This is a genomic window from Aggregatilinea sp. (genome assembly GCF_036822615.1).
GTDB lineage: Bacteria > Chloroflexota > Anaerolineae > Aggregatilineales > Aggregatilineaceae > Aggregatilinea.
Window position 1 is genome coordinate 25616 of record NZ_DAISHJ010000009.1, and the last position, 25055, is coordinate 50670.

At 58.7% G+C, this 25055-nt stretch carries 24 protein-coding genes; 18 read left to right on the forward strand and 6 right to left on the reverse strand.

From position 1 onward, the window contains the following. Positions 1-26: 26 nt before the first annotated feature. The 4 genes from V7116_RS04920 to V7116_RS04935 are packed head-to-tail and all read right to left on the reverse strand — an operon-like array spanning position 27 to position 7033. Positions 27-2864: a DUF1156 domain-containing protein gene (locus V7116_RS04920; protein ID WP_324390773.1), complete on the reverse strand. Its 2838-nt coding sequence runs from the start codon at positions 2862-2864 to the stop codon at positions 27-29. 14 nt (positions 2865-2878) lie between these two features. Next, positions 2879-3328 (reverse strand): type II toxin-antitoxin system VapC family toxin, encoded by a 450-nt coding sequence (locus V7116_RS04925; protein WP_324390774.1) that lies wholly within the window; start codon positions 3326-3328, stop codon positions 2879-2881. Continuing rightward, positions 3315-3542 (reverse strand): hypothetical protein, encoded by a 228-nt coding sequence (locus V7116_RS04930; protein ID WP_324390775.1) that lies wholly within the window; start codon positions 3540-3542, stop codon positions 3315-3317. The genes V7116_RS04925 and V7116_RS04930 overlap by 14 nt, the downstream gene beginning before the upstream one ends. Continuing rightward, positions 3542-7033: a helicase-related protein gene (locus V7116_RS04935; RefSeq protein ID WP_324390776.1), complete on the reverse strand. Its 3492-nt coding sequence runs from the start codon at positions 7031-7033 to the stop codon at positions 3542-3544. Before V7116_RS04935 ends, V7116_RS04930 begins: the two co-directional genes overlap by 1 nt. 832 nt (positions 7034-7865) lie before the next feature. On the opposite strand from V7116_RS04935, the gene V7116_RS04940 reads away from it, so the two are divergent. From V7116_RS04940 to V7116_RS04995, 12 genes are all read left to right on the forward strand, one after another. After that, entirely contained in the window at positions 7866-8540 is a 675-nt protein-coding gene (locus tag V7116_RS04940) for a hypothetical protein (protein ID WP_324390777.1), read from the forward strand. After that, the gene (locus tag V7116_RS04945; RefSeq protein ID WP_324390778.1) at positions 8527-9012 is read left to right on the forward strand and encodes a hypothetical protein; all 486 of its coding nucleotides are present in this window, start codon (positions 8527-8529) and stop codon (positions 9010-9012) included. Before V7116_RS04940 ends, V7116_RS04945 begins: the two co-directional genes overlap by 14 nt. A gap of 11 nt (positions 9013-9023) precedes the next feature. Then, positions 9024-9599, forward strand: a complete 576-nt coding sequence (locus tag V7116_RS04950) for a hypothetical protein (RefSeq protein WP_324390779.1) — start codon at positions 9024-9026, stop codon at positions 9597-9599. Positions 9600-9671: 72 nt separating this feature from the next. Beyond that, positions 9672-13175, forward strand: a complete 3504-nt coding sequence (locus V7116_RS04955) for a DUF6094 domain-containing protein (RefSeq protein WP_324390780.1) — start codon at positions 9672-9674, stop codon at positions 13173-13175. 10 nt (positions 13176-13185) lie between these two features. Next, on the forward strand, positions 13186-14100 hold the full coding sequence (locus V7116_RS04960; RefSeq protein ID WP_324390781.1) for a DNA-primase RepB domain-containing protein: 915 nt from the start codon (positions 13186-13188) through the stop codon (positions 14098-14100). Positions 14101-14128: 28 nt separating this feature from the next. Beyond that, positions 14129-14785, forward strand: a complete 657-nt coding sequence (locus V7116_RS04965; protein WP_324390782.1) for a hypothetical protein — start codon at positions 14129-14131, stop codon at positions 14783-14785. A gap of 56 nt (positions 14786-14841) precedes the next feature. After that, on the forward strand, positions 14842-15054 hold the full coding sequence (locus V7116_RS04970) for a hypothetical protein (protein ID WP_324390783.1): 213 nt from the start codon (positions 14842-14844) through the stop codon (positions 15052-15054). 5 nt (positions 15055-15059) lie between these two features. After that, complete coding sequence (locus V7116_RS04975; RefSeq protein WP_324390784.1) at positions 15060-15311, forward strand: hypothetical protein; 252 nt, start codon at positions 15060-15062, stop codon at positions 15309-15311. After that, on the forward strand, positions 15308-16162 hold the full coding sequence (locus V7116_RS04980; RefSeq protein WP_324390785.1) for a hypothetical protein: 855 nt from the start codon (positions 15308-15310) through the stop codon (positions 16160-16162). Before V7116_RS04975 ends, V7116_RS04980 begins: the two co-directional genes overlap by 4 nt. Next, a complete protein-coding gene (locus V7116_RS04985; protein ID WP_324390786.1) occupies positions 16092-16787 on the forward strand; it encodes a hypothetical protein in 696 nt (231 codons plus the stop codon). The genes V7116_RS04980 and V7116_RS04985 overlap by 71 nt, the downstream gene beginning before the upstream one ends. Before the next feature lie 2 nt (positions 16788-16789). Next, a complete protein-coding gene (locus V7116_RS04990; protein WP_324390787.1) occupies positions 16790-17581 on the forward strand; it encodes a PRTRC system ThiF family protein in 792 nt (263 codons plus the stop codon). Positions 17582-17605: 24 nt separating this feature from the next. Beyond that, positions 17606-18223: a hypothetical protein gene (locus V7116_RS04995; RefSeq protein ID WP_324390788.1), complete on the forward strand. Its 618-nt coding sequence runs from the start codon at positions 17606-17608 to the stop codon at positions 18221-18223. 51 nt (positions 18224-18274) lie between these two features. Here V7116_RS04995 and V7116_RS05000 read toward each other — a convergent pair whose 3' ends face one another. After that, positions 18275-18586, reverse strand: a complete 312-nt coding sequence (locus V7116_RS05000) for a hypothetical protein (RefSeq protein WP_324390789.1) — start codon at positions 18584-18586, stop codon at positions 18275-18277. Between the two features lie 607 nt (positions 18587-19193). On the opposite strand from V7116_RS05000, the gene V7116_RS05005 reads away from it, so the two are divergent. From V7116_RS05005 to V7116_RS05030, 6 genes are all read left to right on the forward strand, one after another. Then, positions 19194-19547 carry a single-stranded DNA-binding protein gene (locus V7116_RS05005; RefSeq protein ID WP_324390790.1) on the forward strand — a complete coding sequence of 118 codons (354 nt, stop codon included), beginning with the start codon at positions 19194-19196 and terminating at the stop codon, positions 19545-19547. Between the two features lie 578 nt (positions 19548-20125). Next, entirely contained in the window at positions 20126-20521 is a 396-nt protein-coding gene (locus V7116_RS05010; RefSeq protein ID WP_324390791.1) for a hypothetical protein, read from the forward strand. Continuing rightward, on the forward strand, positions 20518-21174 hold the full coding sequence (locus tag V7116_RS05015; RefSeq protein ID WP_324390792.1) for a hypothetical protein: 657 nt from the start codon (positions 20518-20520) through the stop codon (positions 21172-21174). The genes V7116_RS05010 and V7116_RS05015 overlap by 4 nt, the downstream gene beginning before the upstream one ends. Before the next feature lie 202 nt (positions 21175-21376). After that, positions 21377-23404 carry a type IV secretory system conjugative DNA transfer family protein gene (locus V7116_RS05020; protein WP_324390793.1) on the forward strand — a complete coding sequence of 676 codons (2028 nt, stop codon included), beginning with the start codon at positions 21377-21379 and terminating at the stop codon, positions 23402-23404. Continuing rightward, entirely contained in the window at positions 23404-23682 is a 279-nt protein-coding gene (locus V7116_RS05025) for an HU family DNA-binding protein (RefSeq protein ID WP_324390794.1), read from the forward strand. The genes V7116_RS05020 and V7116_RS05025 overlap by 1 nt, the downstream gene beginning before the upstream one ends. A gap of 130 nt (positions 23683-23812) precedes the next feature. Further along, positions 23813-24256: a hypothetical protein gene (locus V7116_RS05030; protein WP_324390795.1), complete on the forward strand. Its 444-nt coding sequence runs from the start codon at positions 23813-23815 to the stop codon at positions 24254-24256. Positions 24257-24340: 84 nt separating this feature from the next. Here the strand turns inward: V7116_RS05030 and V7116_RS05035 are convergent, their stop codons facing one another. Then, entirely contained in the window at positions 24341-24934 is a 594-nt protein-coding gene (locus V7116_RS05035) for an OST-HTH/LOTUS domain-containing protein (protein WP_324390796.1), read from the reverse strand. Between the last annotated feature and the right edge of the window lie 121 nt (positions 24935-25055).

The following is a 25055-nucleotide window of genomic DNA, read 5'->3' on the forward strand; positions in this document are numbered from 1 at the left end:
TCTCCGTAAGTGTTTTCACATCTATCCTAAAACAGCCCCAACTGCTCCGGCGGCTGATTCTGCTTCAACTCGTTCGCTAACTCCTGCAGGCGCGGCCATGACAGCACCAGCGCGTTGTACTCCAGCGCGTATTCGGCCCAGCCCTTGCGGTCGCAAATCTGGTACAGGCGATAGGCGAGCATCTTCGCTTCGGCAGCCAGATCGCTGTGCATCCGCATCAGCAGCACCGCCGCACCGGACTCGCCGTGCGTGTTGATGCGCTCGATCAGGTGATGCACGCACTCCCACACCGTGACGCGCTTATCCTCCTGCGGCGTCCAGCCGGGATCGAGTTCGTGCCACTGGTACAGCCGCACCTTGCCCGCTCCGGCGGCGATGACGCCCGCATTGACCAGCCCATCGACGCTGGTATTCTTCGCCCGCGCCAGCACGTCCGCCCGCCCGAATTCGTCCTCTTTGAAGCCGAACTGCTCGAACCAGTTGATGCAGAAGCGCGTATCGGCGTCTACGTCGCCTTCAGTTTCGGCCAGGAAAGCGTCAAGCTCCTGGTTGATGAGCTGCAAGGCTGTGCGGACCGTCAGCGGCGAGCCATCGGCTTCGAGCACGCGGTTGTAGCGGCTGTAGACGGCCATGCCCGGCCCAATGGACGCCTGTGCCAGGTCCACCGGGGCGATGCTACCGGACTGCATCTTCTTAAGTGCTATGGGTACTTCGCGGCGCAGAGCATTGACGAATTCGCGGCGCGAGGTTTGCGGCGCATCGTCAGGACGCGGGCGGCAGACGAGCACTATGGACGAAGCGAGAGCGTTTGCTTCAAGGCTATTGGTTCTACCTCCTCGCTCAGTTCGCATTGGCCATGTTCCATCAACTGTGAACCCGGCCCGAATCAGCCCTTCCAGCATTGTCTCCCAACCAGTGCTGCTGATCACACGCCCGTTTGCATCATCTTCATCTTCTGTGCTTTCGGATTGTTTGAATGCATAATAGACCGATAGGGGATAGTTAGGATGTACCATGCGTCTAACATGTATGAATGCTTTCAACAATCCGTCTTCGAAATGTCGATCAGCAGCGCTTTTGTTACCGTCAAATCGATATGGCGAAGCAATAAGCTCTGGTGTTTTGGGAACAAGCAGTGTACCAAAAATATCTTCTGCTTGTGCTTGTAAACTACGGCGCATCCAAATGTAGAAAAAGTCTGATAAATCAGCGTAGCCAATATTGTCATAATAAGGCGGATCAGTAGAGATCATCAACGAGTTGTGTTCGGGTCGCGGCTGAGTGGCATCAGCTTGTTTTGCGCTATTATCAATTGAATTACTATCAAGAAGCGAAAAATTCGATTCTAGAACCTCAGCAATCCATACCAACGCATCTCCAAAATTCCCTGTAGAGCTTGAAAACGGATTCACATCTGCATAATCCCATACCATAGCGATGGCTTGGCGCGCGAATACACCGCGGACAAAGTCCGCGGTGTTTTGCCAACTTGAGAGAGTATTGCATTTCTCTGCAAGCCGATCTACCGCAAATGCCAAGTATACACTCACTGCCTCGGCATACGCCCGCGCATCGGAGCCGCAATCGCGTAGTGACACATCATTATCAAGCAGCCCAGCGGCCACCGCGTCTATGCGAATCTGTGTACGCGCTTCACTCACCAGATCACTCAGGGTAATTAGCGCGACGAGTTGGCGCGGGGTGAAGAGATCAGCGAAATCTATCAGCCCATATTGTTTGCACCAAATGTTTCGCGGATCATCGGCTAATTCTCCCGATGGTCGCCAGCCGGGTTGCGCCAGTTGCGCGGCTTGCTCAAGGTCTCGCGTTGGCGTGTAGTAATTCCGCCCGCCCTTGCCGTCAGTGACAATAGCCATCAACTGCGCGCCCATGCGCCCGGCCATACCTTCATCTTTAATATGTTGGTCAGGTGCAATTTCGCCACAGACCAGGCATTGGAACTTTGCCCCGCGTCCAATCTTGGGCGGGTTTGGCGCTTTGCCTACTCCATTGTGTACCCTGAAGTGCACCGTTTTTGCCCGGCGATCAATCTCTGGCTCTACCCAGGCTTGCCGCCCCTTCTTTTTGCTCAGATCAAAGGACGAGATGAGCGGCATCTGTGCCCCACACGCTGGATTCGGGCACTTCACTGTGCGCGCCCAAAGCCATGCGATCACCGTTTCGCCGTTCGGTCCCTTCGGGTACAGGTGGCCGATTCGTTCCCAGGCCCGGTCACGCATCCACTCGCCGTAATAGCGCACATCGGCGGCCAACCCATGCGCTCCTCGCCAGCCTTCTCCCCCGCCAAATTTCTCTCGGTCACGCGGGTTCACGGGCGGCTGGTTGGCAAAACGCGGCGGGATTTCGATCAGCGCCTTGTTGATCATCACCGCAACGGGGTTCAGGTCGCTCGCGTGAGCTTCCAGGCCCAGGCGCTGCGCCTCCAACGGGATCGAGCCGCCGCCCGCGAAGGGGTCGAGCAGCGGGGGCGGGTTGCCGTCCGTGCTCAGGCGGATCAGTTCGCGCGCCGTTTCGAGCACCTCTTCGTTGGTCGTGCTTTCCCACTGCACCAGCAACTCGATGAAGTCGAACAGTCGCTGGCGCGGCGTGTCCTCGACGCTGGCGTTCGCGCCCTTGCGCAGCTTGCGGCACGCCTCAACAAATTCCGGCGGCGCGTTGGGGTCGTCGGGGTCGTCTATCAGCGAGGTGAAGATCACCGCGCGGCAGGCGGCGAGCGGTCGCCGTGCCCACCACAGGTGCAGCGTGCTGGGGTGGCCGTGCCGGATGGATTTTTCGCGCGCGCTGGCGACGTTGATCGCTTCGAGTGGCAGTGCGACTTCGATCAGTTTTTTGCGTGGGGTCATGGTGTGTCCTGGTCTCAAGGTGTGGTGTCGGGCGCAAGAATCGTGATCTGGTCCTCAAAGCGCCGGAAATCGTCATAGTTGAGCGTAAGCAGGGTATCGATGGCGTTGGCGCGCATCGTTGCGACGATATTGGCGTCGTGGATTTGCTTGCCGCGCGTGGGAACCGTTTGCAGCAGCGTTTTCAGGTGGGCGGTCACCGCTTGTGTATCATCTGCCACCCGAAACAGCCCTTCGACCTGCGTCAGATGCTCCATGACCTGCTCGATCTCAAGCGGCGGATCAAACGTGCGTGGATGCGTTATTTGCACCAGGTACTCGCGGATCACCTGGCGGCTAATCCACAACTCGACCTTGTCCGCCCACATCTGCTGGACTAAGGCCTCACTTTCGACATGTTGATCCATCTGCGTGATGATGGTCCGCAGTAGGATATTGGTATCGACAAAGGCTTTATCGGTCGTCATCATCATACCAGTCTTCGCGGCGTGGTGACGGCTCTTCATTCACCGGTAGGTGGAGCTGCGCGGCCCGCAGCAGGGCCTTTTTATCGGCGGCAGAAGCGGGCTTCTGCTCAGTATGTCCCTGTAAATGGCGCAGCAGGGCGATCTTCTGGTCTTCGGAAAGCTGCTCAACCAGGGTGACCAACGTCTCGTAAGGGATGTCGAGTTGAACGGCCATCAGTTTGGTTCCTCGCTCATAACTAACAACTCATCCATATTATAGTTCACACTGGCGACGGAAAAATGGGGTTCCTGGTCGAATGCGTGCCACACATAACGCGGTGGATGCGCTCGCCCGTCATCGTCCACTTCCACCAGCGCCAGGATGCCGGTATCGGGCCGGTTGCAGAGCGCGCGGATTTCATTATAGGTCACGGTCACGGTTTCCGCACCGGCGCGCCGCCCTTTGACCTCGATAAAGCGAAGCTGCCCGGTCTCCCCGTCGCGACTTTCGATGTCGTAGCCCAGGTTGTCGGCGCTCACGTCGCGCGGGGAATGTCCCAGGCGGATTTCTGTTTCCATCACGGCCTGCATGGCGATCTGCTCGGTGATGCGCCGGTCTCGGATGGCGGCGGGTACATCATTGCCCCACAGCAGCCCGGCAGGCACAATCAGCGCGCCCCCGATGATCACCGGGGGTGAAGCTGCTATCTGCCGCTCCTGTTCGAGTTCTTCCATGCGTCGCCGCAGCCGCCCTTCGAGTTCATCCGCCCGCTGCCGCGCCCGCGCCGAGTTGATTTTCGCGTTGGGACGCCCGGCCTGCTCCTGCGCGCGTAGCTCGTTAGCCCGGAAGTCCCAGTAGTTGATTTCCTTCGTCAGGCGCTCGCGTACCGCCGCGATGGTCTTGTCGATCAGCTCCTCGCGGCGTTGGCGCACACGGGCCAGATGGCGCGGAATCAGTTCCTCAATGGCATAGCTGCTGGCCGCTGCCTCGAGATGCTCAGCCGCCAGCCAGTCCGCTTCCAGGTGAGGCTGAACGAGCGTAATCTCCTGCTCACTGGCCGGACGATAGTCCAGGTAGGGAGCGCTGCCTGCATTGCGCACGTGGCCCTGCGCGTCAATCTCGACAAAATGCACTTCCTGCGAGATGAGATGCCGCTCACCGCCGCGTATCGGGCGCGCATCGTGGATGCTCTGCTGCAAGTAGAACAGCACCCGCACTTCTGCGCCGGGATCGGTGGGATCAACCAGCACCGCGCCGCGTTTCAGGATGTCGCGGTGGCGTTCGAGTAACAGGTCAAGCGTTGCATCAAGCAGTGGGTGTCCAGGACAGACAAACGCAGCCAGTGGCTTACCCGGCACACTGATCAACGGTTTGTCGAAACAAATGCGCTCATACTGCTTGAGAACGGGCGCACCGGTGCCGATCAACCGGTCGCGGCTGCGAATGGCCGCCGGGACTTGCGTGATCTGATACCTCCCCGGTTCGCGCTCGCGGATGGTCCCGCCAAGATGCTGGAAGGCTTCGAGGAAAAAGGACTGGATGTAGAATGGCTGCAAACGCCGGGCCGCCGCGCGTTCCATGTCCTCGCGGATGCGCATGACGTGCCGAATGTCCATACTTTCGGTTGCCAGTGATCGGCTTTCGAGCAGATCGCGCACCCGCTCGCGGTCCAGCGCATTATCCACCGCCTGTTCCAGACGGGCGCGCACGTCGGGGCGCTCGCCGTAGCGGATGGCCTCGACCAGCAGCTTACGCAAAGGCTCCTGGTCGAATAGGTGGCCCAGCACATCAAAGACCTGACCGTTGAGCGCCTGCCGCTCGATTTCGAGCTTGTCGAGCAGCCGCCGGTAGACATATCCTTCACGTGTCTCTCCGGCTACGAGGTTCCACAAGTGGCAGACCTCGGTCTGGCCGATGCGGTGAATACGCCCGAAGCGCTGTTCCAGGCGGTTGGGGTTCCAGGGCAGATCGTAGTTGACCATCAGGTGTGCGCGCTGAAGGTTGATCCCTTCGCCTGCTGCGTCGGTGGCGAGCAGTACCACCACATCAGGATCGCTGCGGAACTGTTCCTCAATGCTGCGCCGCTCCTCGCGTGCCATCCCGCCGTGAATGCATACCACGTATTCCTCACGGCCAAGCAGCGTGGTAATGCGCTCGTAGAGGTAGTTGAGCGTGTCGCGGTGTTCGGTGAAGAGAACCAGCTTGCTGCGTCCGCGATCCGAATCGACCATCTCTTCGTTGGTCTGCATCAGGCTGGCGAGTTCTTCCCATTTGCGGTCCAGGCCGCTGTAGCGCACACGCGATGCCATCGCTTCGAGGCCGCGCAGATGCTCAATTTCAATCTCCAACTCGGCAATCGTGCGGGCGGCAGTGGCCCGGTCGATGACCGCTTCTTCGACCTCTTCGACTTCAGCGTCCGGCGCATCGTCCAGATCGTCCAGGTCTTCTTCGCTGAACATGGGAAGACCGGTTTCCGCCAGCAGGTCTGCGCCGCGCTTGAGCACCTTTTCTTCCTGCAAGCGATCTTCGAGTCGCTCGCGTCGCCGCCTCAGCGATTGGTAAATAGCTTCAGGGGAGGATGCCAAGCGCCGTTGGAGAATGGTCAGCGCAAAACCGACCGTGCCTTTTCGTCCGCCGTTATCGAGCTGATCGGCCCGGTTGAACTCCTCGCGCACGTATTCGGTGACCGCGTGATAGAGTTGCGCTTCCGCATCGGACAGCGCGTAATCCACCGTATACGCCCGTCGCTCAGGGAAGAGGGGTTTGCCATCGAACTTGAGCAGGTCTTCCTTGACCATGCGCCGCATCAGGTCGGAGACATCGACCGTATGCACGCCATCACGGAAGCGGCCCTCAAACCGATCCGCATCCAACAGCGCCAGGAACAACTGGAAATCCTCTTCTTTGCCGTTGTGCGGTGTGGCGGTCATCAGCAGGAAATGACGTGTCAGACTGCTCAGCAGCCTGCCGAGCTTGTAGCGTTTCGTTTCTTTGAGTTCGCCGCCAAAGAAGGATGCTGACAGCTTGTGCGCCTCGTCACAGATAATTAGGTCCCAGTCGGTGACCTTCAGCTTGGCTTGCAGATCGTCACTTCGGCTGATTTGATCCAGCCGGATAATGACCAGGTCGTGCTCGGTGAACGGATTGCCGCTGCGCGATGCCTCGACCGTCTCACGAGTCATGATTTCGAAGGGAAGCTGGAACTTGAACCAGAGTTCATCCTGCCACTGCTCGCCCAGACCACCGGGTACGCAGATCAGACAGCGCTGCACGTCACCGCGCACTACCAGTTCTTTGATCAACAGTCCTGCCATGATCGTCTTGCCCGCCCCAGGATCATCTGCCAGGAGGAAACGCAGTGGTTGGCGGGTCAGCATTTCGCCGTAGACTGCTGTGATCTGATGGGGCAGTGGCTCGATGAGTGAAGTGTGAACGGCCAGTACGGGATCAAAGAGATGCGCCAGGTGGATGCGATAGGCTTCAGATGCAAGGCGCAGCAGGCTGCCATCTCCATCGAAGCTCCAGGCACGCCCCGCTTGCACGATTTCAAGCACGGCTTCGCTATCGCGATACAGGAGTTGTGTTCCAGGATGCCCATCGGCACGTTTGTAGAACAGCTCAACGGCGTTTGCTCCGTGCCATTGAATGTCAATCACTGTAACGGGTTGATGAGGATCGATCCCTTTGACCTGCGCGCCACGCTTGAGGTCTTCTAGTTTCATCATCGAATAGTCCACTGAATAGTCTCACACTCTTCCATGATAACACGGAGAGACGCAGGATGAGAAACACGGCTTAATGGTCAAGTGTAAGAGCGTAGAACTTTGGGAAAGTTTTCTTGAAGAATGAGGGAACTCATTGAACAGGAATAGTGATCAGAATGGAGGTTGCTGGAATGACGCAATCGACGCGCAGTCCGAACATTGCCAAGTGGTCGGCAGGGACTCTCTGTGCACGAACTACAGCGCATGCCAAGATGCATTTTGGGGTGCGCCTGATTTCGCAGTCTGCCCCACCGCGTGCGGATGTCCAGCCCTGCGGGCTGCGGACTCTGACCCTCGCCCTGGCTTGCGCCGTTTCACTCAGGCGAGGGTCAGGCCGGTCTGCGACGACATCTGCACTGGTTGCGGCGGGGCATGTGGCCTGCGAAGGCGCACCTTAAAAAATACATCTCGGTTTTTCACGCGTTACGGGTCGTGCACGAGGCCCTTTGCCCACCACATTACGTGCTGGCGCGACACCTAGCGAGCGCGTGCGAGGCCGCGATGTCATCCGCCTCCACCGTCCGGATCACTCCCCGATCCGGGCGGTGCCCGGTGTAGATCGTCGTGAACTGACCACTGAGATGTGGTCGCCGGAAAGGCCTCTGAATGCTGCGCCATCCCCTGATAGGCGTGGTCACGTTCGGGCGGCACCCTACACTGACGAGGCGTTTTTGAGGCCCAGCCCGTCAAGACAGAACCTCCCTCGCGCGAGTTCCTCGCCATCAGCCTGTTCGGCAGGTTTTGGCCTCATTTCCACATTTTGAAACCCTCGTTCCTTGCTTCGGAGGTTCGTATGTCCCAAACGACAACTATTCCCCAGCATACGCTGGATCACTACAACGCCCACTACAACAACCAGACCTATCGCGCACTCAGTGAAGCTCTTGCTTCGGCATTAGGTCTGGACGAACGGGTGACGCAGTTGGAGACGTATGATGAGCGTCACAACCAGATCATGAATCTGCTTATCGACGCCTCAATGGAACTCGTCGGTGCTGAGTTCTACGCCGGGGCCGGACAACGACTTGGCAATGCCCTCGGTACCCTGGATGACCATACGTCCACGCTGGTCAAACTCGCATCAGATCATCTGGACAATTTCGCCACCGGAGAGCGCCCTTGGAAGATACGCGAGCAGATTGCTCACATGGCGACCCTGGCGCTGGCTGAATTGGCGCGTCGTGCGCTGGTACGCACGCTGGATCATGCCGCACTGCTGCCGGGCTGGCAAGGCACAGCTCCGTATTACTGGCTGCTGGCCTGCACCCAGATCATTCGTTCCGCCGAGATTGTCTTGCAAGGCGACCCCAGCGCGGACTACCTGGTCGAGAAGTTCGGCAAAGCGCTCGAAATGCTCGGTACAGGGACCGGGGAAATAGTGCACTATGGCAATCCCCACCCGGTTATCCGCCAGTTCCACGAGCGGCTCACCGCGCAAGACAAGGAGGGCTGCCATGTCTCACGATGAAACGGTCACCCAGACGCTCACGGGCAACGGCCTGCTCATCGAGCGCACTGAGAAACCAGGTGGGTTGGTGCCCTGGTGGTGGATCGGCGACGAGCGTCACGTATCCAAATCACTGTCTCAGACCTACCGCCACCGCGACATCCTCAAAGTGTATGGCTGCCGCTGGTCCAAAAAGCGCCGCCAGTGGTATTACATCGGGCGCGAGCTGCCTGAGGAGATCACCGCACTGCTCGGATCGCAAGACACAGCCAACGAGCCATCCGCACACGACAATCTGCCTATACCCACTACGCCGCCATCTCCACACTATTCGCCACCACTGACCACGACCGCAGCGACTTTCCGGGAAACATACCAGGCGCGCATGTTACGCCGGTTTGTCGAGCAGTTCCAGGCGGACCTGGAACGGGCGACCCGCTATCCCGCGCTGCCTGCGGTGGCGACCGTCCGTCTCGACGATCCCTGGGCGTGAGAGGTGCAGCCATGACAACTCATCTCATTCCTCAGCAGTACTGCGGACGCATGAACGTTGTAGGTGACTGCTTCGTGTTCGGAGCAGCCTTGCACGACAATCGCCCGGTGTATCTGGACATCGCCGGACCGGCCACCTCAGTTGAAGCCGTCTGGGCGCGCCTGGCTCAAGGTAAGGAATCACGTATCGTGCCGGATACAGGGTCGAGCATTGTCTTACAGCCACCAGAGCCGGGATTGTTTGCGCGCTTTCAACGCAAGATTGATGGGCTTGGCATCGATCATCTCTTGCTGGTCCACAAAGCGATCACCGAGCCGGTGTACTCCGAATTGACGACCACCTACATGTTCTTCGCCGACAAAGAGCAGGCGACTGCGATCCTCGGCGATCACATCTCCAAGCTGGTCAAGGTAGCCGTGTTTCCGGACTGGTATCCGTTTCTGGTCCAGAAAGGACGCCTGGAACACCTGATGCAGCGCTGTGTATGTTATGGTGGCGCGCAAGTGTGGGTAGTTACTTTGGATGTTTCCCGCTGGACCCGGACTATCCAGGATGGCCTGGTTTCCGGCGTTATCGCGCTGCCGTAAGTCATTTCTCGCACTGTAAGATGCCCCGTGATTGAAGGAGATCACGGGGCGTTTTCATTTTTTGGAGGAACGATGCCCAGGTTATCATCCATCGAAAAAGGTGGCTTCTACGAATTTCCACCAGAATCTCTTCCGTCGGTCGCTTCGCTATTCGCCTCAGCGCCGGATGGCGGCAGGCTGCTGGATCCCTGTGCGGGTGAAGGCCATGCGTTACAGCATCTTTCAGCGGTGTGGCAGCTTACACCCTACGCCAACGAACTCGACAGCGAGCGTGCTGCCGCGTGCCAGACACTGTTTGGCCCCATCCAGGCGGTGCAAGGCGACCTCTACACCCTGCGCGCGTCGCTGGGCAGTTTCCCGGCTATCTGGTTGAATCCCCCCTACACCTGGGACATGGCCAATTCGGACGACAAGCGGCGCGAGCTGGGGATGCTCAAACACAGCTGGAAATGGCTGGCTCCCGGCGGCTGGGTGATATGGGTTGTCTATGCACACCATGTCACGCCGGATGCCGCGAGTTTTCTGGCGAAACACTGCCGGTCGGTCGATGTGTGGCGGCTGCCAGGGCTGCACCTGGGTGAGTATGTCCACGTCGTGGTGGTTGCGCAGGAAGGCACACCGCCGGAAGACCCAGCCCTGTTCGCTCAGCACATCCTGCAAGATGCCGCCCATCCGCGTGAATTGACCTTGCAAGACACTGCGCGTTACGCCTTTCCGCCACCACGCACGAAGCAGCGTTTTGTGTTCGCGCCAAAGGTCATCACGCCTGAGCTTGCACTACAGGCAGTTCGGGCAGATGGCGCACAGTTCGGGGCGGGTTTTCAGCGGCTACTGGAACCTCCACCTCCGGTCGAGGAAGTGCATCCCATCGTGCGCCCACGCGGCGGGCAGTTAGCGTTGGTGCTGGCGGCAGGCTTGTTCAACGGCATCGTCGTGCAGACCGATGAAGGACGCGCAGCCGTGCGCAGTACCGTTGAGTCGGTCGAGCAGTTGGTCGAAGGAGTCGAAGTTGACGAAGCCGACGAAACCACGACCGAACGAGAGGTGTACCGCACACGCCCCCAGGTGACGATCACCCTGTTGGACGAGCGCGGCCAGATCACCGACATGAGCGGTGATGCGGCGCTGGTAGACTTCATCGGAAAGCATAAATCCGCGCTGCTGGACTATCTGGATTCTCACTTCACACCCCTATACAATTTTGACTACGGTCCACTGGCTTCCATCCTCAACCGCGCGCGGCTCAACGGCCACCGGCTCTACGAGACGCAGAAGCATGTGGTCGCGTCCACCTATACCGCACTGCAACACCGTAAGGGCGTGATTGTGGTGGGCGAGCCGGGCGTCGGCAAGACGGTGGTGGGAGCAACACTGGCGGTCGCTCTGCGCCCCCACATGAAACCGGACCAGGTGGTGTTGGTTATGTCGCCGCCGCATCTGGTGGGCAAGTGGCAGCGTGAGGTCGAGATGGTCTGCCGGTCGGTGGGTGTACGGCTGCACATCAAGGTGCTCAAGACCGTCGATGACACCCGCGCCTTCATGGATACTGATATGCCGCTCACGCTCAAAGTAGGCATCATCCCGCGTGAAATGGCGAAGTTGGGCGAAGGTTGGGAACCGGCAGTGCAGTGGCGTCTGGTGCGCACGACACGCTGGGCTTACGGCGAAACACGACCGGAAAACCTGACCGGCGAGCGTATCCTGACCACAAAAGTACCGCTTTGCCCAAACTGCAATGCCACCGTCACTCGCACCAAAAACGGCGAGGCGATCATCGCCGATGAGAACTGGCTGGCGCGCGCCCCGCAGAAATGCCCGTCATGCGGCGGGGCGTTGTGGCAGTTCACCCGCACCTTCTCCGCTCCCAAACCCGGCGAAAAGTACCCCAAACGCAACCCACGAATGCCACTGGCCGAGTACATCGCCACCGTGTTTCCCAACCGCGTGTATCTCTACATGTGCGATGAGATTCATGAGGCGAAATCGACCAGCACCGACCAGGGTGCGGCGATGATGACACTGGCCCAGACCGCCGAAAAAGTGGTTGGGTTGACCGGTACACTCTACGGTGGGGTCGCGTCGTCGCTGTACGGGATGGAGTTCGTGTTCAACCCACGCGTGCGCCAGAACTACCCCTGGGGTATCAAGGGGCAGGCCGGGTGGGTGCGTGACATGGGGGCGTTGGAGCGCATCGTCGAATACCGCCCGGAGTATGACAAGGGTGGGCACTACACCGGCAAACGCCGCATCGAACAGAAACCGAAAGAAGCGCCGGGCTGTTCCCCCTTGTTGGTCCGAGAGATCATCGATCACACGGTTTTTGTCGGCCTGCAAGACATTGGGCGCAACATGCCGGAGTTCGAAGAAATCCCCGTTCCCATCCCGATGGACGCCGATATGGTCCTGCACTACAACCGCGCCAAAGACAAGATGGGGACCTACCTCTTCCAGTGCCGAATGGAGGGCGATGCGTCTTTCCTCGGACGGTATCTCCAAACACTGCTGGCCTGGCCGACTGCGCCGTTCCGGGGCGAGCGGGTGATCCACAAGCGCCGCTTCGACCGCGAGAGTGATCAGTTCATCGAAATCCCGGTGCACGACATGCCGGGTTTGAGTGAAGACCGGCTGTATCCGAAAGAGCAGTGGCTGGTCGATCTGGTGCGTGACGAGCTGGCGCAGGGTCGGAACGTCGGTGTGTTTCTCCGCCAGACGGGTACCAGAGACATCCAGCCGCGCATCGAACACATCATCCGCGAGCATGTCCCCAACGCCAAACCCTTCATCCTCAAGGGTAGCGTCACCCCCGAACGCCGCGAGAGCCTGGTCCAGCAGCAGTTGGACGCGGGCATCAACGTGTTGGTGTGTAATCCTCGCTTAGTTCAAACCGGGCTGGATTTGGTCGCGTTCCCGACTCTCGTGTTTCTGGAACCGGATTACAGCCTCTTCGTGATGGGGCAGGCGTCGCGGCGGGCGTGGCGCATCATCCAGGATCGCCCGTGCAAGACCTACTATCCGCATTACGAGGATACGATGGAGCACCAGGCAGTCGAACTCATCGGGCGCAAGCAGCAAGCGGCCAACCTGCTCTATGGCGAGACCGGCGCAGGCGGGTTGAGCGAACTCACCGGCGCGAACGGCGGCGGAGGCGACCTCATGGCCGAGTTGGCGAAAGCCATTGATCGGGATGAGAGTGTCACCGATCTGCGCGACCTGTTTGCACGCCATGCGCAGCAAACGGACCCCAGCGAAAGCGCCTGGTTTGTGGCTGAGCCGGAACCCGAAGCGTTTTACGCGGCTGAAGGCGGTGATGACCTGGTCCGCTTTGGCGTCGAAGAGCTTGGCGGCGTGGTGGTCGAAGTGGCCGAAAGCGCTGAGTCGGACGAGAAACGTCCCGCTCCCAGCCCGGCTGTGCTGCCGCCGCGCAAGAAGACCCGCCGCCGTAAGGTGAGCCTGTTCGACGTGCCCGAAACTGATGAACAGCCAATCCAGGTCCCGAACTGGCCTATCCGCCAGCCGGAACCGGAGCCTATGCCGGTCAAGAAGGCTCCCGAAGTCCGGCAGTTGGCACTGTTTTAGGCGGTGCATCGTGACCACCGACACTCTCGACTTCCTAAAAGCCCTGTTTACCCCGTGTGAACAGGGCTTTCTCACTCTCACTGCCATCCATCCGGATGGACGACATCCGACTCCTTCGCGGCATGTGCGAGTCAACGATCCGGTCTGTCTTGCACGCACCCTGGAGCGTCTCTCTGCTGCTAATGAACAAGGCTGGGGCGCGTATGTCGCGGTGGCTACCCGCAAGACGAACCTCGGACGCTGGCGGCGTGGGGGAGAGGACGACCTGCTCGCGCTGCCGGCGTTGTTCGTGGATGTGGATGATCCGGCGTTAGACACCCTGGAGCGACTGCAGCAAGCGTCTCCAACTCCATCTTGCATCACCTACACAGGCGGAGGATTCCACGCGTATTGGTGGTTAGCGGCTGTGCTCCCCGATTTCACGCAAGCCCGGCAGATGCTGCACGCGCTAGCGACAAAGCTGGGCGGAGACCAGCTCAGCCCAACACAGTCGCTGCGACTACCGGGCACACGCAACACTAAGGCTGGACGCAACAACACCTTGTGCCAAGTGATTGTCTTGCGCGATGCGCGTTACACACTCGCGGATTTCAGTCCACTGATGGCTTATCGTGCAGTGCGGAGACCAGTACCTCCGACTGCATCAACAGCCAGATCAGTACCAACCAGAGACACCCTTAATCCGGCCTTGCTCGACGCTGTAACCGAGACTTTGATTCGCCAGGGCTACCGGCGCTCCGGTGACTGGCTGAGCGGGCCATGCCTCTTTCCCAAGCATCACAGGCACGGCGACCAACATCCGAGCTTTGGCTTCAACATGCGCAGCGGGTACGCAAACTGCTACAGGTGTGGCTCGCTGCTGCTCAAAGACCTCTGCCAGACACTGGGCATTTGCCCGGCGGACTATGGCGGCCTACTCGCATAACTCATTCATTAGCTGAAAGGAACTGCTCATGACGACAAACAACATTACCGGCACACCTCAGCCGATCACGATCACGCTGACACTGCCGCACGCGGACGCGCTCTCAAAATCCGGAACGCTGCTCATCCAGCGCGGCGATCTGGCGAAGCTGTTCCAGTTCCACTACACCAACACGGGCGACATGGCGTCCGCCATTCACGATGCGACCAATGCCCTGATCGCGTTGGAAAACAACCCGCCGCCGATGATCCCCGATCTGCCGCCGCGCAAGACAGCGGTGACCGCTGCGCCAACACCACCTGCCGAACCACCTGAGCCGATGATCCAGGTGCCCACTAAAACCAAGAAAGGCGCGACGGCTGTTCCGGCGCGCTGCTTGCGGATTGTGGGCGGCGAGACGGACGAAGACGCTCAACAGCAGGCGATCAAGATCGCCGGGCGGCTGCTCGACAGTGGGTTGTGGGATGGCAAGACACCGATTGGCATCAACGATGTATACGCGGTGCAGCTCAGTCTGGATGGGCTGACCGACAAAGAACTGAAGGTGCTGTTCAAGCTGGAGCAGTTTGTGCAGGTCAATCCGGAAACGCCAGCAACCGATGAAGCACAAGGCGCTGACAACAGCCTGCAAGACAGCCAGGACGATGCTCCAGTTCTTGCGGAGATGCAAGACACATCAGATTGAGCAAGTTCGACCTCACCCGTTACCTCTAACCCTATTCAGAAAGGATGCACCAGATCATGACCACTGAAACCACCCGTACCCCGCGTATTTTCAAGACCGGCGCGATCCGTATCGTTGAGGACGAGACGATGACCGGGCTTTCGAACGAAGAAGTTCGACAGATTCTCGTCCGGACGTACCCCGAAGTGGCGCATGCCACTATCCGCGAGCGCGAGCAGGATGGCTTTCATTACGTCGAGTATCTCCCTCAACCGGGCCGGAAAGGATAATTTCCATGTCCGGCTTGACTCACGACGATCTATGCGCGTGTCTGGCCGCTGCTGCCCCGGTGGAACTGCTGGGGATGACCTTGCTCAGGCAGGGAAGTCCCCAGCTTCTTCCCTCCAACGTTCCGCGTGATGTTTTGCGCGAGGCGGTGGCGGAGATCATCGCTTATACCGGGCGCTGTGTGGCTGCTGCCAACCGGCTGAGCAACCTCGCTCCCGTCCCTTTGTTTCACGTTGTGATTGTAGAGTTTGGGCTATGACCACCATTCCCGATGTGTATGGTTTCCTCGTTGCCGGGCTGCACGACGATCCGCTGTTGTGTCTTGCACAGGCGGTTGCGTGGCTCGACCCGTTCTGGGCTGGGCTGTCCGATGACGACTTCAACGATGATGGTTCATTGGCGACCGCGCTGGATGCTACACGTAATCATTTCCCTGGCATTTACGCGATGACGGTCGATGCACTACATCACGGCGCAGCGTATGACGACCTAGATCACCTGATCTGCACCGAACTCTCGAAGCTGGGTTTTCCCCTCGATTTTGTGGAAAGCATGGGCTGTGGCATTCCACTGCCTGCTTATGGCACGCTGCTGTGCGACCCTGAGTTCTACACTCATCACCCCGATGTTGTGCCGGTCGTGCAGTGGTTTGGCATTCAACCGGACGGAGACGACCCCATCGACATCCCAGACCACGCCTGCACGGCTGCGCAGCGCCTAATGGACAGCCTGGTGGAACATCCCGGCCCGCGTTACCAACAGGTCGGCTGGCTGATCGGCTGGCTTTTTTCCTGCACCGGCAATTCGAGCGTTGACCTCGATCCCGAATCCATGTGGGAGTTTGAGCCGCTGAGTTGGGAGCCGGAGAATGTCGAATTCGCCCTCGCCATCATCCAGGAGGCCGACGAGATCATGTCGGATGCCCAGGCCGGACTCGTGCTGGTTCAATGTAATCCTCTCATCCAGCAGGCGCTGCAAGACAACATCCAGCGCCTGTATCGTTTATTCGCACGACAATCCAAAAAGGAGCGCAAGATCCATGACCGCCCTCGACTTCACTGGCCCGCGCTTGACTGCGGCCTTACAGGAACAACCGAACCTGACGCTTGAGTTCTATTCATACGGTGTACTGCTGCGGAAACGCGATGGTGACAGCGTGACAGAGTATCCAGTCGATCCAGGACAGATCGCGCTGGCACTGGCCGCGAAAGTAACCTTCGATACTGGCCTGCTGAGCGAAGACACGCTGCTGGTCCGGCAGGATGGCGTCAAACGACTGGTGGTGGAGTACCGCCGCCCGCAGAAAACCGGCATCTACCTTGAAGGTTCGGATGCGCCGGTGCGCGTCGCGCTTCCGCCGCTGCTGCTTGTCCGCACGACCACCGAAGACAGAAACCCGCAGTACCAGGTCTACGCGGTTAAGGCTCGCCCGACCACGCTGGATTCGCCGTTGTTTCATGCCCCACTGCCGAATGTCTTCAACTCAGGCAGCATCTGTTGGGGCAGCGTGCGCCGCGTGGAGGACAGCGCATTACACGGCAATTCGCTGTCTGCTGACTGGTCGGCTCTTCTGGGTTCTCCCTTTGGAGACCACGTGGTAAGCGGCAAATCCAAATCTCATCCGCACGACATCCGGCAGAAGCTGCTCGAACTCGAAAGCCGCAAGGCGCGGGTGTACCCCAAATCCGATCTCATTCCCGTCAAGCGCACGCTGGCGCAGGCACTAGGAGATTGACGATGAACGTGTATGACCCTCACATGCACATCAAGGAAGTGATCCTCGTTGGCACCGGCGGCACGGGCGCGCAGATTGCACGTTGTATCGCACGGCTGGCGTATGACATGGGGCGGGCGCGGCTGCATGTGCCCGCCATGTGTTTCATCGACCCCGATACAGTAGACGATGCGAATCTCGGACGCCAGCTATTCAGTTACGGAGATTTAGGGAACAACAAAGCACGTGTGTTGGCTGCACGGTTCAACGCGGCGTTAGGGCTGAACATTTCCGCCATTGACCAACCCTTCGACGCGGAGCGCCATGTCAAACATGCCTCATCCACACTGCTGATTGGCGCGGTTGACAATGAGCTTGCCCGGCGTGAACTTGCTCGCGCACATGGGGCATTATGGTTGGATACAGGCAACCACAGACAGTCAGGCCAGATCGTAATCGGCCAGGTTTTGGAACGTGATGTGATGCTGCAACACATCGATGGCAAGGACGGGATCTATACCCATCTACCCAACGCGGCACTGTTATTTCCCCAACTGCTCGAACCGGAGACACCCTCGGAATCTGAGCAAGAAATTCGAGACGCAGGGCTGTCATGTGCAGCGCTCGTGGCACTTGGTGAGCAGGGATTGTTTGTGAATGACCTCGTCGCGGCCATAGCAGCGCAGTACATCTGGCGCATCCTGTATCGCCAGCCTATCCACACCTTCGCCTCATTTGTCGACGGTGACACGCTCAGTGCCCGCAGTCTGCCGGTTTGTAGGGAAGAACTGCTGCCCTACCTCGAAAGACAGTAATTCCTAACAACGGGTGAGAACATCATGCATACCACTGTGCAACTCACGTCTGATGGGCGGCGGTTCGAGTTCGAGCTGCTGCCTGATGGGGATATTTGGTACCTGAATCCTGTGGGTTCCAGCCGGACTCGCCGCTGCAACGATGCAGGGCTGATCGCCGCTTTTGAGCTTGTGAAGCAGACCGCCGAGCGCACGGCAAAAGAGCGCGAACGCGAGCGCCGCCGCTGTCGATACGACTTTCCCTGGCAGTGTCCGCACTACCCGGATTGTCCGTGTCGCAAACCGCACGCGACACGAAACCGCCGAAACTTGGCAGTGATATCGACATCCTACTACGAGCGTGTCTTGCAGCCGGTGGGCCAGATGTCACTGTTTGAGCCACATCTCACCCATCGCCAGATGTGGAGACACATCACCTCAAACGAACTGGTCGATGCGCCGCTGCGACCGTTCCGGCCAGGGCCAATCGTCTGCAAGCAGATGGCCGTGGCAACGATGGAGTGGCTCAAGCGCAAACAGGGCTGGATTCCGCTGGCCTGGAAGATACGGCCTTTGGACGAAGGTCGGGGTGAGGAGTGGGCTGAGCAGATGGCGGTGCGTTATGCAGAACGGTATGGTCCATGTACGTTCCATCTGATTTGAGGTTGGGGGGCGCGAGCCTCCCGCCTCTTTTTTTGAGTGGGTGGCGGGAGGTTATTCGTCTGCATTGGGAGTCTTGGTGCCCAAGGACTCGCGCAAGACATAGAGCATGTTGACCAGCCATTGTTCTGATCCATGCTCACGAATGGCCTGCGCGGCGGCCCTGATCCAGGTCTCGTCGTCAACCAGCTTCGGGAAATTCGCTGATATTCCCGCATAGAGGGGGTTGCAGAACATCGCCCGGACTTTCTCGGCAGTCATTTGACCATCTTCGCTGGCGGTGAGATCGACATTGGGTTTGGGCAGGGGCTTTTGGTCGGGCCGTTTGAACTTCTTGGGAGTGGGTGACATCACATTTTCCTCCATGAGTTGATAGGTCCATTGTAACCGCTGACGCGTGTTACACGCCACTGGTAGAGTGTCTCGCGCGCCTGTCGTGCAGCCGATAGAGTCAGCCTCCTCACACCACCGTTTCGCGTGCAAGACACTGAGGGCGCTCATAGAGCCTGACCACCGCTTTCCAGGCCAGGAGTAGCCATCCTCACACCTCGTTTCCTGCGGCGAACCGGAATCAGCCCATTGGTTCCAGCCAGGCGCATCTCTGCGTATGACACCCGACAGCGGCTGCCTAGATACCGGCTCGCGCGAACGCTGCGCCCACGCCAGTCCCGGCTTGACCACATCCGATGACCTGATTTTCTGGGTTCCCATTGTCCCCTGCTGCCCGGTGCATCCACCGGCTGCCCATCACGCCGATTTGGAGGCTGACAGTCTAGCAGGTGCGCCGGGCGTCAACATCTGCATTGCAGATGTCGCTACGCCTGTTTGCGCCGGGCTTGTGCCGCTGCGCTCATTGCAAACAGGCAGCGCCCTACGGGTGACCCCCGGCTGTTCGCCCCTGCTGATGACCGGTCAGCCAATCGGCAATGGAGCCGGTGGAACAAGAGCGCCCAGGGCGCAAGGAGACAACAACATGGGTACCAGCATCAATATCTCGGTCGTCGGTTTCGTGGGTGGTCAGCCTGAAGTCAAAACCGTCGGGGAGCAGAAGGTCGCGAGCTTTTCGGTGGCAGTCAATCGCAAGACCCGTTCGGGCGAACAGACGCTGTGGGTGCGCGTAAGCTGCTGGAATGGCCTGGTGGCCGTGGTCGAGAAGTACGTCCACAAGGGTTCGCTTTTGCAGGTGACGGGTGAGTGGCTGCGCCCGCGCGCCTGGGTTGACCAGAGCGGTAATCCGCAGGTCAGCCTGGACATGAGCGCCTCCCGCCTGGTCCTGTTGGACCGCGCCAATGGGGACGAACCGGTTGAGGAGGAGATGCCTTTCTGACACATCCTCGCACGACATCCAGAGCGGCGCTTCGGTGCCGCTCTTTTTTTGCGTGGACACACTGTCACGCGCCTGAGGGTATCGACGTTGTGCGCGTGTCGGGCGTGCCTTGCAGCACGCCCAGTCACCGCCTCACGGCGGTGACCTACGCCCCCGGACAGCGCCATCAGCCGTGTAAGACAGGTGTGTCTTACGGGGCATGGGCGCGGACTGGCTGTCCGGGAGCGTAGCGAGCTAAAAGCTCGCACCTCATGCGCCGGTGAGGCTGGCGTGCCCCGCTCACGCGAGGCACCCCTGCGCGGGATAGAGCACCCGCGCAGCGTCTCAGCCTGGGTTCCCAGGCTGAGATGTCGCACCCCACAGCGTGCCCACCGGCAGCACTGTTTTTCTGGGTGCGACGGTCGCGGAAACGCGACCAACTCACAACGCATAGTGTGTGAGCCAGTACAATACGTGTTGCTTCGGAATTTTGCCCCGCGATTTGGGAGAATTCCATACTCAAAACGGTAATTCTCCGCATCTGATAGCACCCCGATTTGAGACAATGAGGAAGTCCAATGTAACTGAAAGGGCTTCTCATGCGAGCAACCAAAACCGTTCGACGCAGCGTTGCGATGACACCTCAATTGCGCGCACGACTTCAACAACTAATCGACCAACAGGACAAAGAGATCACCGAAGCCGAGATCATTCGCCAGGCCATCCGGGAGTACCTGGACCGGCAGGAAGATATCACCGGCAGTAAGGTACATTTCCACAAGGTGTTTCGCGATCGGATTGATGAACTGCAAGATGACCTGGAATTCCACCTGCATGTGATCATCGCTCTGGTTGCCCACGGACTGGCGGTTATGCTGCCCGTATTTACCGAACAGTCCATCACAGCCGTGGAGTTGATTCAAGCTGCGATTGTCTCAGCTGCGCAAGACACGCAGGCTGTCAAAAGACAAATCGATACGGTGCGTGAACAGTGAGTAAAGCGATCATCGTTCCCGATCTGAAGTACAAGTCGCCCAGGCGACGGGGACGCGGCAGCGGACCCAAAGGATTTCGTTCGGCTCTCAAATATTTCCAGTACCGCGAAGATCACAATACCAAAGCCAGCGCAAGTAAGCTGCGGGATCGCTGGCAGGACCGGGGATTGGGCGCACACTACCGCGAAATTGATGCCAACTGCCAGCGTCTCAAGAGCCAGCATGTACTGGCGTGGACCTGGGTGATTTCGCCTGCACCTGACCTTATGGCGCTGGTTCCCGAAGATCAGCGACGAACCCTGGTGATGGACGTGACCGAACGCATCGTTGAAGCCTACTACGATGCGCGTGGTTTCCAAATTCCGTGCTACAGCTACGTGCTCCATGATCGGCAGACCAAGGAAGGCGAGCAGCAGCTTCATACCCATGTCATTCTGCCGGGATTGGCTCCGACCGTTGGGGGATGGGAACCCATGTACATCAACAAACGCCAGGGCCACGACGAGTTGTTCAACGATATTGCGCGTGAGGAATTCGAACAGGCGTTGGACCGGACGATTGGCTTGGAATGGCGTCGGCTGCGCGAAGAACCGGAAGTCACGCACGACATTCCAACGGATTCGGAAGACCTGGACGTGTGGTTTCCACGCTAAACGAAAGGAAGACATTGTGTTTCGAGCCGGAGAATTGTCGTATGTGGGTGGCTTGGCTCTGCTGGGGATCATGCTGATTATAACCACCGTACTGGGTTGGTTGGGACTAACCTTTGGTGAAGCGTTGTACGTTTCCACATTAGGTTTGGTCGGAGTGAGTTATGGTGTGACCGAATGGCGCTTGCGGCGGGAGAAGTAACTTATGTTCTACTGGGTGTTCACCGAAGGACGTGCGGCGCTGGGTGCGTGTCTTGCACCGTTATTGTGCCTGATCCCTTTGACTCCAATTCTCACAGCGGCCCTGATGGGTGCATCGATTCGCCGCACCGACGAGGAAAAACAAAACACGGTGCGGGATCATGTCTTGCGACTGCTGGCACACCTCATGGTCTCTTTGGGAGTCTTGGCACTCTATCTCACGCTGATGGGCGATTTTGCCATCAAGTACACAAGAATACCGCAGATTGATCAGGGCTTTATCACTACGGTCACCGGAGGACCACCCACCGTTCACCGCGCTCGGCTGTTCATGGCCGGATTGATGGCATGTATGGTGTTGTGTATGGCAAATGTTGTCTTGCATGATGGGTTGCGCCAGGGTGGTTGGCTGCGTGAGCGCGTAGATCGGCAACGCCGCCCGGCAGTGCGGCGTGGATCGCTCGGTTCATCTCACTTCTGCACCATGCGTGAATACCGACGCTACCGCCGCCAGGACCGGGAAGGGGTGAGCTTCCTGGGCGCGTTTTGGGGCGAGAACAAGTGGCGGCTGGATTACGGAGCAGGTACGTTCCATCTGAGCGGCGAAGACGCGGCGCGCGGCATCCTGACCTTGGGCGGTGCGGGGTCCGGTAAGACGCAAGGTGTGATCTTACCGGTCATTGGCGACCGAATGCTGGCCGGGCACAGCCTGGTGGTGGCTGACCCGCAGGGTGAAATCAAAGACCATGTCATCCGCTTCGCACAGGTGACCGGTCACCTGGTTGCGGTGCATGACCCGACCAGCAGCGCCGGACCGCGTTACAACCTGGCAGCCGACATCACGAGCGTGTCCGATGCGCGTGCGATTGCTGATGTGTTGGTCCCCAGCGCGCAAGGCGACAACCGCTTCTGGACCGACAGTGCTGCCGCACTGCTGGCCGCGTGCCTGATTCGTTTCGACACGCTCGGTGACATCTACAACGCGCTCAACGATCTGAAAGCACTGGCCGATACGTTGGCAGGGGGCAAAGATGATGCATCCCTGCTGGCGAATGCTTTCATTGCCAGTGCCCGCTCGGATGGTAAGGTCGCGGCCAACGTGGTCGCAACGCTCGCCACGGCGCTGACCGGTTGGGCGTCGGCTGATGTGCGTGCCAACACCAGCGCGTCGGACTTCGGGGTGGAGATGATCGTCTCACAACCTACCGTGGTTGTGTTGACCTGTCCGGGCCGGATGCGTGCGGTCTATGCCTCGTATCTCGGCGCGACGCTGCGCAAGCTGATGCTCGACCTGGACACCATCGGTGAGTTGAACGGCGGGCCGCTGCCCGTGCCGGTTGGTGTGGTGCTGGATGAGTTCCCGACCCTGGGCAAACTCGACAGCCTGGTAGCTGACGTGAACCTGGTGCGTAAACGGCGGATTTCTATCCTGATTGGCGCGCAGACCAAAGGGCAGTTCCACCTGATCTACGGCCAGGAAGGCACCCAGGCGCTGCTCACCGGTCTGGCAACACAGATCGTGTTTGGCGGCTGCGATGCTGAAACGGCGGAATACTACTCGAAGGCGTCCGGAATCGCCACCGCAGACGCAAATAAGGACGACCTCAACAGCCACCTGCGCCAGCGTCCTCTGCTGACGGTGGATGAGGTCATCACGCCACAGTCGGGCAACTGCACCATTTTTGCGCGGTATGTCGAGCCGAATTTCGCCACCCAGGTGATCCTGACCGCGCGGCTGACGCGCCTCTACGAGCGCCGCGACTGGCGGGAGCGGTTCCACATCACGCGCAGCGGTGAACCGCTCCTGCTGGAGCGGGGTATCGCCCTCGATTTGAAACCAGTCAATTCGCCGGAACCAGCATCAGCACCGGTCGCCAAAGCTGGTACTGACCGCGAAATGCTGGAACGCGCGCATCATCGCGTGATGGCAAAACTGGAACAGAAAACACCGGGCAAAGCAACGCCGTTCACCGACCTCATGCGGATGCGGCAGGCGCGTCAGGCCCGGTTAGCAGAGATGGAGCGTGACTGATGGCACTGACGAAGAACAAGATAGTGAGCGAGATTGGCCACCGCACCCGGCTGCGCAACCATGACGTCCAGCGGATGCTGGAAGCGTTAATCGAGGTATGGACTGAAGAACTGACCTCCGGCGGGCGTATCGAGCTTGAGAATTTCCTGGTACTGGAAGTGCGGCGTATTGACCGAGGGGAGCAGCGCGGAATGCTCGTCACCGGTCAGTCGCGCCAGGTGATCCGCCGGTTGGTCGTTCGACCCAGCAAAAAACTGAAAGCACGGATCAACCATTGATTCGATGGCACTGAACGAGATTCATGCTTGATTTTACAGAACTTTTGTGCTAATCTTCGCCAAGAACAGCTCGCGATAAGTATCTATCGTAGGTTATTTGAACATTCGAAAAAGCGATGAGGAGACAAAAATGATCAATCAGTTAGAAGAAGTGCTGGCGTTGGATGAAGCGTATTTGACTCGTGCGATTGCCCAAGAGGTCTTCGGCATGGATAAGCTGGCACCAGACAGCGTCAATGCGGATGGCGTCGTGATAAACTGGATCTCAGATGAGCAAGAACTCGCTGTTGAGACCGGTCAATTTACCCGGTCGATGGATGTTGCGCTGAGTTTGCTCCGGTCGATTGGGGATCAACTGAGCCAGGAGCAGCGCCTGCGGTTGACACACGCTTCGGCTGCCTGCCTGGGGCAAATACTGACGGTGTCGGATGATGAGGCCGATGGAATGCTATTCGAGGTTGTTTCTTCGCTTAGGCCGCTTCAGATTGCGCAGGCGTTTTTGGCGGCGTGGCGACATGAAGTTGAGCATTTTGGGGCGTTGCGCGCTCTCAGCGAAGATTTCCTGATGGATTAGCAGGAACCAGATTCGCTTGCAGCTTATTCGAACAATCCGTCATCATTCAATTCGACAGAGGGCACTGCATCAGTCCCTCTGTTTTTAGATCAGGCGAATCCAGTAAAGGCCGCGTTTGTCCGCGTCTTCACGCAGCTCAAAATCAGATGGGTAGTCTTCCAGGAATTTGAGCAGACTCTTGTATTTCTTGCCGGGCTGCCCCAAATGTTTCGGCTTGAGTCTGTAGAAGGTTTCGTAGAGATGTTGCATGACACGGCTGATGTTCACCCATTCTTCGTCTCGTTCTCGGATAAAGTTGCGCGCCGCCTGCAGGACATCTTCCGTGCTGTAGTCCTTCACTGCTTGTGCTGCGATCTCGCGCTTGCGCTGAGTTGCCCGTGAGTGTGAGCGTTTGTTTTTTCGCTTCGGTTTTTTGGCGGTCTCGGGTGACGCGATGAGTTCGTAGTCAGCGCCGTAGTCTCGTATAATACGCTCACGCAGCGCCTCAAGTTGATCCGGCGGAGTTATGAAGGCTGTAGTTGAATAATCCCAATCTCGTGCTCGAATGAGATCGCGTTCGAGCTTCGCAAAACAATCGTCACACAGGCCCAAATCATTCACCGGGAACGGGAGATCGCAACCGGCACAGATGGTGTCGATCAGTACATCGTCATCGTGTTCGTTCTTTTGTTCATCCATAGCAATCTCAATCCCATTGGCGGATTGCTCTTAATCATAGCAGGTTTTCTACAGTAACGGCGGGGCTTTGGGTGATACGCAACCACTATCAATGATGGCGCAACTGGCTGGCGACCTGTGT